Origin of the sequence: Mesorhizobium sp. LCM 4576 (genome assembly GCF_001854815.1) — a bacterium.
Taxonomy (GTDB): Bacteria; Pseudomonadota; Alphaproteobacteria; order Rhizobiales; family Rhizobiaceae; genus Mesorhizobium; species Mesorhizobium plurifarium.
The window spans coordinates 1-11817 of record NZ_MDDT01000007.1; the positions used below are offsets into that span (position 1 = coordinate 1).

Consider the following 11817-nt stretch of genomic DNA (forward strand, 5'->3'; position numbering starts at 1 on the left):
CCAGCATCAAGGTTGAATCAGATCATCGCTGATTTGGGAATCCCACGACTCCCATAAATCTCATCCGGCTCTAGGGTCGAGATTCCGGCATGGATCCTAGGGTCTTCGCGCGTCGCTTCGCTCCTTGCTACGCCCTAGGGTGACGAGCGGAGTGGCTTTCTGCACCAATCTTTAAAGCGCCCTGCTCACCCCGCCAGCTCGCGCAGATTGGTGCGGATCAGGTTCATCAGCTGCTCTGAGAAGGAGTGGTGCACGTAGCCCCGCGCGGTGATGATGCCGACGGAGCGGTGTGCGTCGCGATGGTCGATCGGCACCACCCGCATGCGCTCGTCGTTGCGCGAGATGGCGATGCCGGGCACCACGCAGACRCCCAGTCCCGACGACACCAGCGCCACCGCCGTCTRTGCGCTTTCGACCTCGTATTGCGRCTTGAGCTCGATGCCCTCCGCCRCCGTCAGCCGGTCGAGAAGGCCGCGCACCGCCGTCTTGCGGTTGAGCAGGATCAGCGGGAAACGCTTGAGATCGGACAGATTGAGCTTCTTTTCGCCGCTATAGTTTTCCACCGGGATGCAGGCCATCAGCGGATCGTCCAGGATCGACTCGAACTGGAAGTCGTTGAGGTTCGGCAGTTCGGGGCCGAGATAGAACTCGACCTCCTGCTGCTGCAACAGCGCAAGCGCTGCCTGCGGCGGGGTCTCGATGACCTCGACGATCGAGCGCGGATAGCGCAACTTGAACGTCGCCAGTATGTCGCCCAGCCGGCTCGCCRCCAGCGTCGGCGCGCAGGCGATCTGCACCTTGCCCTTGCGCCGCGCGGCGATCTCGGTCAGCCGGTCGAGGCTGGTCTGCACCTGCGACATCGCATTGGCGATCTCCTCGAACAGCACCTGGCCTTCCGGCGTCAGGCTGGCGCGCTGCGCCGTGCGGATGAAGAGGGAGATGCCGATCTGCTCCTCCAGGTCGCGTATCTGCATGGAGACGGCCGACGGCGAGCGGTTGCTTTCTTCGGCAGCACGCCGGAAGCTGCCGTTTTCCGCGGCAAGCAGGAACGTCTGCAGAAGTTTCAGGTTGATGCTGGACATGTCCGCCCGGGCAGGTGATCTAGCCTCCTGCCTATTCAGACGCGGATGCGATTGCAAGGCAATAGGGCCGCTTCCGGCGTTAGCCAGCAAATCTGTTCCTGTTCAATGGACCGCGGCGAACATGACGCGCTCCTCGGTTGCGTCCGACAGCATCATCTCCTCGACCACGCGGCCGCGCTTGACGACCAGGATGCGGTCGGAAACCGCAAGGATTTCCGGCAGATAGGAGGAGATGACGACGACAGCCATGCCCTGATCGGCAAGATCGCTGATAAGCTGGTGGATCTCGACGATGGCGCCGACGTCGACGCCGCGCGTCGGCTCGTCGAAGATCACCAGCTTGGGCTGCTGGATCAGCGATTTGGCGATCACGACCTTTTGCTGGTTCCCGCCGGAAAGCTCGATCATCCTCGCGCGGTCGCTGATCTGCTTCAGCCTGAGCCGCTCGCCCCATTGCTTGGCGAGCTCCCTGGCGCGCGCCAGGGACACTATCGATACCGGGTTGGATGTGTCGGTCAGTTCGCCGATCTGCAGGTTCTCGCCCGCCGTCATCGTCTCGAAGAACCCGTCGAACTTGCGGTCCTCCGTCACATAGACGATGCCGTCGCGCACCGCCGGCCGGGGCACGCGATAGCGCACCGACTTGCCGAGCAGACGGATTTCGCCGCCATGGAAGAGGTTGCGCTTCAACAGCCMGGCTACGACCTTGGCCATCTCGGTGCGGCCCGCGCCGACCAGTCCGAACATGCCGGTGACCTGACCAGAGAACACCGAGAAGGACGAGTTGCGCACCAGACCGGCGCAGGACAGGTTCTCGACCGAAAGCACCTTGTCGCCATAGGGGCGCGCCGTGCGTTTGACCTCGCCATGCAGCGTTTCGGTGAGCGTGCGTCCCACCATCGCCTGCACGATCGAGGCGCGAGTGAAACCCTTGGCCTCGCCCGAGGCCACGATCTCGCCGTCGCGCATCACGGTGATGCGGTTCGCCACGGCCAGCGCCTCTTCCAGCGCGTGGGTGATGAAGATGATGGCAATGCCTTCCCTCACCAGCCGCTGCAACAGATTGAAAAAATGCCGTTTTTCTTCCGGCGTCAGCGTCGCGGTCGGCTCGTCGAAGATGATGACGCGCGCCTTGTGATGGACGGCGCGCGCGATCTCCACCATCTGCTTGTGAGCGGCGCCGAGCGTGCTCACCTGCGCGGTCGGATCGACCTGGAAACCCATGCCGGCGAGAAACTGACGCGCCTGGATGTAGAGGCCGCGCAGCCGGTTGAACATCTTCTCTTCGCCGAGATAGAGGTTCTGCGCCACGGTCATGGCCGGCACGAGATTGGTTTCCTGGAACACCATGGCGATGCCGGCGCGCAGCGCTTCGGCGGGCGTTGCGAAAGACACCTCCTTGCCGTCGAAGAACAGCTTGCCCTCGGTCAGCTTGAACACGCCGGCCATGACCTTGGTCAGCGTCGATTTGCCGGCGCCGTTTTCGCCCAGAAGCGCGTGGATCTCGCCCTTGCGCAGGTCGAAATTGACGTTCTTGAAGGCCGGGATGCGCGAGAACGCCTTGGTCGCGTCCTTGAGTTCGATGATGTTATCCGCCATCGTTTAACCCCGCTTGCCGCTGGCGGCCTTGGCCAGGCGCACGATCCTCGATCCGCCGCGCGAGGCGACGAGCAGGTCGTCGTCGACCTCGCAGGCGCTGATTGTGCCGTGCACCGTGCCGTCGGCGCGCGAATGGAAGCTCGACAGCGGCTTCATGTTCTGGTCGCAATGGACCACCAGCCCGTAGGACCTGGTGACCGCGTAAGGCTTCAGCACGTTCATCTGTTTGAGCTGGCTGCCCTGCATCGGCTCGCGGTAGTCGCGCCATGAGCCGAGCGACGGCGCCATCCAGTAGGCTTCGGGAATCTCGGCCAGCATGCGCTTGCGGTAGGTCTCCTCGCGCAGGATGAACTCCACCAGCTGGTTACGCACGGAATAGAAGGTCAGCCAGTAGCCGGCGTTGAAGGCGGGCGCGATGCGGGCCGGATAGGCCGGCAGATGTTCCAGGACCGGCACTGTCGCCTTGCTGGCGAGGTCGATCGCCAGCACGCGATGGCGCCAGGCCTCGGTGACGTAGACGCGGTTGGAACCGGTGGTGGCGATGCCGGCCGGCCAGGCGAGACCGTCGCGGATCAGCTCCAGCCGACCGCTTTTCAGGTCGAGGCGCCAGACCGAACCGGAAGCGTTCTTCTGCATCAGGTCGCGCCGCCAGGCGCTTGCCGGCAGCGAGGCCGAACCGTTGGCCACCAGCAGGGTGTTGCTGTCGAGGAAAGTAAGCGCGGTGACGCAGGAGAGCCTGCGGGCCTCGTCGCCGGTCGCCTCGCGCCCGTCATGCAGGCCGCCGCGGATGACGACGCCCTTGCCGTCGATGGCCAAAGCGGTCATGCCGCGGGCATGCGCGAGCGCGGTGATCTCGCCGGAAAACTCCTGTGGGACCTCGGCCTTGCCGTCGGCATCGAACCGTATCAGCCGGTTCGCGCTGCTCGCCAGCATGCCCYTTTCGGTCCGCACCAGATTGTCGGCCTCGGCGAGGTCGGCGAAGGGTTCCGCCTCCTCAAGGTCCTGGTTGGGCAACAGGGGCCCGTCGAGCGTGGRCACGGTCACCGCCCAGTCGCCCCGGYCGAGAAAGCGGTCGAAAAGCCGGCTCACGGCGCTCATGGCTTTTTACCCCAGTAGGAGTCCGAGCTGAACCAGTTGGGATCGACCCCCTTCAGCGGCAGGGTCCCCATGCGGTTGTTGAAGATGCCGCAGAGATAAAGGATGCCCTTGTGCTCGCGCATCGAGGTGATCATCGGATGYTTCTCCCCGGCCTGGTCCCACAGGCTTTCGAGAATCTGGCCCTTTTCGTCGAAGCGCAGCACGCAGCCGGTGTTGAGGTTGGGCATCAGCCAGGCGTCTTCCGACACGCGCCGCGCCATGCGGCGGCGGAAGCCCGGCATTTCCAGTGATAGATCCAGCGCCGGCGTGCGCATGCCCATCAGCGCCAGCCAGTAGGTTCCGTCGGAGGCGCGGTTGATATTGTCGGGATAGCCGGGCAGCCCCTCGATGACCCGCTCGATCTTGCCCTTCTTCGGCCCGTCGAAATAGTACCGGCTGATGCGGCAGGCCCAGCTTTCCGCGAACAGCACCGACTGGCCGTCGAAGGCCGTGCAGATGCCATTGGGGAAGACCAGGTTCGACAGCAGCGTGYGGGTCGAACCGGACCTGGGATCGTGGACGATGATGCGCCCATTGCCACGGCTCTCCAGCGCGTCCGCATACCAGTCGTGCATCTCGAAACGCACGGTGGCTTCGGAAAAGACGATGCGGCCGTCTGGGAGGATGTCGCAGTCGTCGGCGAGCTTCATGGTCGAATCATCGACGACCGATGTCAGCGAACGGTTGGTCTCGGCGGTGAGCAGCTTCACCTCRCCCGCCGGCGAAACCTGGTAGAGGCCCATGCCGGCGACGCAGATGACCAGATTGTCGTCGCGGTCGAAGGCCATGCCGAGCGGCGAGCCGCCGATATGGGCGAACACTTCGCTCTCTGTGTAATTCGGCGGCTGGAAGCGCAATATGTCGCCTTGCCGGCTGCCGGTATAGAGCCGGTCCTGCCGGTCGAAGATCACGTCCTCGGCGCCGTCGAGGAAGCCGAGGCCAATGACGCCGACATCCTTCAGCCGGTCGTTCACCGCCATCGGCGCGCCGGCCGCCGTAGAGATCGCCTGCGGCATCTTGGCGAAGGTCGGGGAGATATAGACGCTGCGCAGGATCTTGTGGCGGTTCTTCACCCAGCGCACGTCGAGAAGCACCGACAACAAAAGCACGAGGCCGAGGATCAGATAGTTGACCGGGCCAGGCACTGCGAGCGCAAGCAGGCTGTTCGACAGGACGAGCACGAAGAGCGTGCCCATCAACGCCTTGGCGACCGAGCCGCGGCCGCCGCCGAGCGAGATGCCGCCGAGCACGGTCGCGGTCAGCACCTGCAGTTCGAGCCCGGTGCCGATATCGGAAGCGGCGCTGCCGATGCGCGCCGAGAAGAAGAAACCGGAGAGCGCGACCAGCACCGAACAGAGCACATAGGCGCTGAACAAAGTGAAACGCACATTGATGCCGGCATTGTAGGCCGAGCGGCGCGCGCCGCCGACGGCGAAGAGGCGCCAGCCATAGCGGGCACGCGACAGCACCAGGTGGATGACCAGCGCTATGACCACGAAGACCGCGAAGGAGGTCGGAACGCCCCAGACCGTTCCGAAGCCGAGAAAATCATAGGTCGGCGAATCCGGACCGCTGGTCACGATCGCCGTCGAGACATGCGGGAAGACGATGTCGAAGGTGGACCGGTAGATGATGAGCGTGACCAGCGTGGTGAGAAACGCCCGCATGCGCAGGAAGCCGACCAGGAAGCCATTGATGGCGCCGCAGACGACGCCGAGCCCCAGGCACGCCAGCAGGCCAGTCCCAAAACTCCACTGCTCGACATTCATGCCGTAGAGCGTGACCAGCACGGCGAGCGCGAAGGTCGAGCCGACCGAGAGATCGATGCCGCCGGACACCATCACGATGGTCATGCCGAGCACGACAAGGCCGAGCTCGGCGGTCTGGCCGCTGAGATTGGTCAGCGTCGTCACGTCGAAGAAGCCCGGCACGATCGCGCCGAAGATCGCGCACAGGATGACCAGCGCGGTGAAGGGGATGACGCTGTCGATCCATTTCTTGGTCAGGATCTCCCCGACCACATGGTCGGGGAGCAGACGGTAGCGCCAGCGCACAAGGCTTTCGGCCATGCTCATCGGAAAGTCCGCTTACTTAATGTCTTCGGGCTTCCAGCAGTTCCGGCCGGTCGCGTTGGTCTTGTCGACGCGGGTGATCGGGCCGAAGAAGATGGTCTTCTCGCTGCCGGCCTTGCGATCAGCGTGCTGCAGCAGCTCGGATATCTGCTGCGCGGCGATCTCGCCCTGGATCGGCGCGTTGAAGTTGAAGATTACGTCGAGCAGCCCGTTCTTGATGCTCTCGCAGCCCGTGGCGGCGCCGGCGCCATTGGTGACGATGGTGACCTGGTCCTGCTTGCCGGCAGCCGCCACCGCCGCGCCGGCGCCGACTTCGGCATTGTCCCAGATGCCCATGATGCCGCAGAGGTCGGGATGCTGCTGCAGCACCGTCTCGGTGATCTGGCGGGCCTTCTCGCTGATGTAGTCGGCCGGCTGGTCGGAGACGAGCTGCAGCTCGGGATTGGCCTTCAGCACCTCGTCGATGCCGGTGCGCATGTAGATGTTGGCGGCGCCCGTCTGGACGCCGGCGAGCCAGACCACCTTGTGYGAGACGGCGTTCGGCCCAGTGCAATGCTTGGCCAGTTCGCCCATCTCCAGGCGGCCCATCTCGATCCAGTCATTGCCGACATAGGAGTCGGTCTGGGTCGCCGACTGCATGTTGACCTGCAGTACCTTGATGYCCGCGGCCTGCGCCTGCTTCAACAGGCGTGCGTAGGTCTGCACGTCYGGGTTCTGCACGATGATCAGGTCGGGCTTCTCGGCGATGGCGCCCTGCATGGCGCGGATGCCGGCATTGGTGTCGCCGTTGGGATCGCGCACCTCGAGYGTGAAGCCGTAGCGGGCGGCGTGACGCTGCCACACCATCACCCAGGCCTGATTGAGGTCCATGCCCTGTGAGATCGGCACGAAGATGACMTTCTTGCCCTTGACGCTGTCGAGATAGGCAGCTCTTCCGACCTGGTCGGTCTCCTGCGCGCTGGCGGCCTGYGCGACGCCAAGCAGCGCAAGCGCGGTCATGCCCGCCAACAGGCATTTCTTGAATAGTTTCATAGGTTTCCTCCCTGATTTGATGGTTCGGGTTCTTGTTCAGATGTCACCGCTCTGCGAGGTCTGCTCGTCACGCGGATTGATGATGGCGTCGATGGCGAGCGCGCCCAGCAGGATCACGCTCTTGATCAGGTTCTGGCTGGTGTAGGAGAAATTGAGGATCGTCATGCCGTTGGTCAGGATGCCGACCAGGATGGTTCCCGCGATCACATTGCGCACGCCGCCCTGCCCGCCCGACAGGCCGATGCCGCCCAGCACGACCACCAAAAGCACGTCGTAGATCAGGCTCGAATTGTAGAGGCGCGTGTCGATGCCGGTGACCAGGCCGGTCATGATGATGCCGGCGGTGAAGGCGATGAGCGCGCTGATGACATATTGCGTCACGATGATCGGGCGCGTCGGCAGGCCGGTGGTGCGGGCCGCGTTCGGATTGTCGCCCGTTGCATAGACCAGCCGGCCGAAGCGCGTCTTCCGCAGGAACAGACCCATCAGAGCCGCCACCGCTCCGAAGATGACGACGGACATCGGTATGCCGAGCACGCTGCCATTGCCGACGAATTTCAGCCAGGCGATGTCCGGCGGCGCATAGAGCACGTCCGAGGCGAAGACGATGCGTCCCGAGCCGTAGACCGACGAGGCGATGGCCAAGGTGGCGAAGATCGGCGGGACTTCCGCGACCGCCACCATGACGCCGGTGAAGAGACCGATGGCCGCGACCAGGATGGCGCCGCAGATCACCGCAAGCGTGAAATCGACGCCCCAGGTGGAAATCCAGATGCTGAAGGCGACGCCGACGACCATCACCGCCACCATGGTGAGGTCGATGCCGCGGCCGACGACGACAAAGCCCATGCCGACGGCCAGCGTGCCGAGGATCGACACGTTCTTGAGGATGGCGATGATGTTGCCCTGGCTCAGGAAATTGTTGAGCGTCGCCGAGAAGACGACGAACAGCATGACCGAGATCGCGACGACGACGACTTCCTGCGACGCCTTGAAGCCAAGGCGCCTGTCGTCTGACTTGCCCGAACCAGGCATTTTCCTCCTCCCAGGCAGCCGATGGTCGGCGCCTTGCTCAGGCGACCAGCCGCTCCGGAATCCTCCCAAGGCACCGAGCCGTTCGCCTGGTTCGGACAATTACGGCTGGAGCGTCAGCGGACAATTTCGTTTTTCTGACACGCTGTGCAGTTTGCCTCCGGTGCCGTCGACGCAGGGAGGCCGCGGCAGGGGACCGACCTCTTGGAACTTAAGAGCGCCGTCTGAAGTCCAATATGGACCATTTACCCACGATCCCCATTGAACTTGTCGTTTAAGCCTTTTGGCACCGCTCGGAGGCGCGGTGTTGGGAGGTTTCACAAGCCATGCAAGCCGTTCTGACGGTCACGAAACTGCGCAAGTCGTTCGGCGGGGTCCATGCGCTGAAGGGCATCGATTTCGATCTTCATGCCGGCGAGATCCATGCCCTCTGCGGCGAGAACGGCGCCGGCAAGAGCACGCTGGTGCGCATCATCGCCGGCCTCATGGCCGCGGATGAAGGTGAGATCCGCGTCGATGGGCAGCTCCTGCGGCCCGGCGAGCTCACCAATCCGAAGCTCGTTTCTGTCGTCTATCAGGAACTGTCGATCATTCCGCATCTGTCCGTGCTGGACAATGTACTTCTGGGCGATCCCGACATCTCCCAGCTCTATATCCGCAGGCGCTACAGGGCGCGTGCACGCCAGACGCTGGATCAGCTTGGCCTGTCGGATGTGCCGCTCAACCTCGAGGCCGGCAGGCTGTCGATCGCCGAGCAGCAGCTCCTCGAAATCTGCCGCGCCGTGATGCGCGGCGCCCGCGTGCTGATCCTCGACGAGCCGACGGCGAGCCTTTCCGATGCCGAGATCCAGCGGGTCTTCCAGACGGTGCGCTGGCTTCGCGCCAAAGGAACGGCCGTGGTCTATATCAGCCATCGCCTGCCGGAGATATTCGCGCTTACCGACCGCACGACCGTGTTCCGCAACGGACAGCGCATCCTGACCAAGCCGACCGCGCAATGGACCAATGACGAGCTCGTCGCCGAGATGATCGGCCGCGAGGTAACCTCGGCGCATGCCACGCGCGACGGGGGCAGACCCGAGGCGGCGACGGTAATCGAGCTTGCCGGGCTTGGCGTCGCGGGGAAATACCGCCCCGTCGATCTTGCCTTCCGCGCCGGYGAGATCGTCGGCATCATCGGCCAGCTCGGTTCCGGCGCCAATGCGCTGGTCGAAACGCTGGCCGGCCTGGAGCGGCGCTATGCCGGCACGATCGAGGTCGGCGGTTCCGCGGTCGAGGTCACCTCGATTGCCGCGGCGAGCCGCGCCGGCATCGCTTATGTCTCGGAAGACCGGGGCGGCAAGAGCCTCTTCCTCGGAGCCCCCATCGAGGTCAACCTCACGTCGGCGATCCTCGATCGCCTCAACCGCTTCGGCGTGCTGACGCTCGCAGATGCGCGCAAGCAGGCGAGCGACCTTGCCCGCCGGTTCCAGATCGACGTCCGCCGGCTGCCGTTCGCGGCGTCGACGCTTTCGGGCGGCAACCAGCAGAAGGTGGCGATCGCCAAGTCAGTCGCGCTCTCGCCCCGGATCCTGGTGCTCAACGAGCCGACCCGCGGCGTCGATGTCGGCGCCCGAACCGAGATCTATCGAGAGATTCAGGCGCTTGCCCGCGAGGGGCTGGTCGTCCTCTTCTTCTCGACCGACCTGGAAGAGATCCGGGAGCTCTCGCAACGCGTCATCACGGTCTTCCGCGGCGAGATCGTTCGCGACCTGCCGGTCGAGGAGACGACCATGGATTCCATCCTGGGCGACGTGGTGCGCGGCCCGGCCATCGGGAGGGCGGCATGAGCATCAACGGCAATGTAGGGAGCGGAGGCAGGGCCTTGGCCGGATTGGACGCGACGGCGCTCGGCGCCAGCCTGATGCGGCCGGAGCGCATCCAGTCCACCGCTGTGTGGGCGGCAACGGCACTGTTCGCTTTGTGGGCAACATTTGCCGTTCCCGGCTTCTCCTCCAGCGCCAACGTGTCCGCGATCATGTACTCCACCTCCGCCGTCGGCATTGCCGCGGTCGGCATGGCGCTGATCACGCTCTCCGGCAATCTATTCATGCTGTCGATGGGCGCGACGGCCGCCGTCTCCACCATCCTCTTCGCATCCTTCCTGCATTTCGGCCTGCTCGCGAGCGTGATCCTGGTGGTCCTGATCGGCGGGTTGTTCGGGCTGGCCCAAGGCATTGCCGTCGGCCTGTTCCGCACCAACCCGATCATCACCACGATAGCCATGGCCTCGATCATCACCGGCGCCGGTTCGTTCTATTCAGGCGGCCTGACGGTCGTGGGTCAGGGAGACGCGAGCTGGCTGGGAGTCGGGCGGACCCTCGGTCTTCCCAACCAGATCCTGCTCTTCCTGCTGGCGGYGATCGTGCTGGGCTTCATCGTCGAGCGGACCCGCTTCGGCCGGGAACTGCGCCTCATCGGGTTGAACCCGAAGGCCGCCGCCTTCACCGGCCTTCGCGTCGGCCGCACTTTGGTGCTCGCCTATATGTTCGCCGCCATGGCCGCGGCCTTCGCCGGCGCGCTCTATGGTTCGCAGGCCGCCCAGGGCAACCTCAAGCTCGGCGCGGGGCTGGATTTCGACGCGATTGCCGCGGTGCTGGTCGGCGGCGTGGCGATCAAGGGCGGCCAGGGCCGCGTCCTCGACGCGGCGATCGGCGCCGTGTTCCTGGCGATGATCTCCAACATCCTTTTGCTCAAGGGCCTGTCGCTGGAAATCCAGCTCATCGTCAAGGGCCTGGTGGTGATCGGCTCGGTCATCCTCGGCGCGCTGGCGCTCGGTTTCCGGAGGTAGGACCATGGCCGCGATCCGCAAATCCAAGATGATCTCCGGCGCGACGCTGCTGCGCCTTGCCCTTCTCGCCGCCCTCGTCGCCGCCTTCGCGATCTGGAATCCGGCTTTCATCAGCGGCCGCAATCTCTATGCGCTCATGCAGTCCTTCGCGCTGCTTGGCATGGTCGCACTTGGCCTGTCGCTGACGATGATCGCTGGCGAGTTCGATCTGAGCGTCGGCTCCATGGTCGCCGTGGGTGGCCTGATCACGCTCGTCGTCGGCACCGGCAATCTCGTCTACGGCATGGCCGCCGCGCTCGCGTTCGCCGTGCTTGTCGGCCTGGTCAACGCGATCGTCATCAGCCGCTTCAAGGTGTCCTCGCTCGTCGTGTCGGTCGGCTCGATGATGGCGCTCTCCGGCTTCGCTTTCTGGCTTGCCGGCGGCAAGGTGATCAGCACCGACAATTTCGACCCCGGCATGGCGCTGGACGATCCCCTGCTCACCGTCCTTTCCTGGCGCAGCCTGGTGACGCTCGCCGCCTTCCTGCTCGTCGGCCTGTTCATGCACTACACGCTGATGGGACGCGACATCCGCGTCGTCGGCAGCAAGCCCCAGGTGGCGGYGGCGAGCGGCGCCAAGGTCGGCCGCTCGCTGGTGATCGTCTTCGTGATTTCCGCCGTCACGGCCGCGCTCGCCGGGAGCTTGCTGTCGATGAGCCTTGCCAGCGCCGCGGCGACGACCGGCAGCACGCTGATGCTGCAGGCCGTGTCAGCCGCGATCGTCGGCGGCGTCGCGCTGACCGGTGGTTCGGGCACGCCCGCGCATGTGCTGCTCGGATCGCTGATCCTGACGGCGATGAACAATGGCCTCAGTCTGATCGGCATGGGGGCGACGGGAATCCTCTTCGCCAACGGCCTCGTGCTGATGGGGATCGTGCTGCTCGACGGCCAGTTGGGCGCATGGATGAGCGAACGGCTCRCAATGTCGCGGGCCGCCAATTCCGCCTAGCGGAAACAACCGACGGATCCTGCAACGCCGCCGAGCGATCGGCGG

The 11817-nt window shown here is 64.7% G+C and carries 9 protein-coding genes; 3 read left to right on the forward strand and 6 right to left on the reverse strand.

Going from position 1 to position 11817, the window contains the following annotated elements; translation table 11 throughout:
• Positions 1–185: 185 nt before the first annotated feature.
• The 6 genes from LCM4576_RS02180 to LCM4576_RS02205 form a co-directional block, all read right to left on the reverse strand.
• Positions 186–1082: a LysR family transcriptional regulator gene (locus tag LCM4576_RS02180; protein ID WP_071030204.1), complete on the reverse strand. Its 897-nt coding sequence runs from the start codon at positions 1080–1082 to the stop codon at positions 186–188.
• 102 nt (positions 1083–1184) lie between these two features.
• Positions 1185–2681: a sugar ABC transporter ATP-binding protein gene (locus tag LCM4576_RS02185; protein WP_071030206.1), complete on the reverse strand. Its 1497-nt coding sequence runs from the start codon at positions 2679–2681 to the stop codon at positions 1185–1187.
• A 3-nt stretch (positions 2682–2684) separates the two neighbouring features.
• Positions 2685–3779 (reverse strand): hypothetical protein, encoded by a 1095-nt coding sequence (locus LCM4576_RS02190; protein ID WP_071030208.1) that lies wholly within the window; start codon positions 3777–3779, stop codon positions 2685–2687.
• Positions 3776–5893 carry an ABC transporter permease subunit gene (locus LCM4576_RS02195; RefSeq protein ID WP_071030210.1) on the reverse strand — a complete coding sequence of 706 codons (2118 nt, stop codon included), beginning with the start codon at positions 5891–5893 and terminating at the stop codon, positions 3776–3778. Before LCM4576_RS02195 ends, LCM4576_RS02190 begins: the two co-directional genes overlap by 4 nt.
• Positions 5894–5905: 12 nt before the next feature.
• Complete coding sequence (locus LCM4576_RS02200) at positions 5906–6922, reverse strand: sugar ABC transporter substrate-binding protein (protein WP_071030212.1); 1017 nt, start codon at positions 6920–6922, stop codon at positions 5906–5908.
• 36 nt (positions 6923–6958) lie between these two features.
• Entirely contained in the window at positions 6959–7957 is a 999-nt protein-coding gene (locus LCM4576_RS02205) for an ABC transporter permease (RefSeq protein WP_040983944.1), read from the reverse strand.
• 323 nt (positions 7958–8280) lie between these two features.
• On the opposite strand from LCM4576_RS02205, the gene LCM4576_RS02210 reads away from it, so the two are divergent.
• The 3 genes from LCM4576_RS02210 to LCM4576_RS02220 are packed head-to-tail and all read left to right on the forward strand — an operon-like array spanning position 8281 to position 11772.
• Entirely contained in the window at positions 8281–9783 is a 1503-nt protein-coding gene (locus tag LCM4576_RS02210; protein WP_071030214.1) for a sugar ABC transporter ATP-binding protein, read from the forward strand.
• Positions 9780–10784 (forward strand): ABC transporter permease, encoded by a 1005-nt coding sequence (locus LCM4576_RS02215; RefSeq protein WP_071030216.1) that lies wholly within the window; start codon positions 9780–9782, stop codon positions 10782–10784. The genes LCM4576_RS02210 and LCM4576_RS02215 overlap by 4 nt, the downstream gene beginning before the upstream one ends.
• A gap of 4 nt (positions 10785–10788) precedes the next feature.
• On the forward strand, positions 10789–11772 hold the full coding sequence (locus tag LCM4576_RS02220; protein ID WP_083361277.1) for an ABC transporter permease: 984 nt from the start codon (positions 10789–10791) through the stop codon (positions 11770–11772).
• The last annotated feature ends 45 nt before the right edge of the window (positions 11773–11817 follow it).

Bases quoted from the DNA above. Each gene is read 5' to 3' on its own strand.
- LCM4576_RS02205 (WP_040983944.1), bottom strand. From the start codon at position 7,957: ATGCCTGGTTCGGGCAAGTCAGACGACAGGCGCCTTGGCTTCAAGGCG.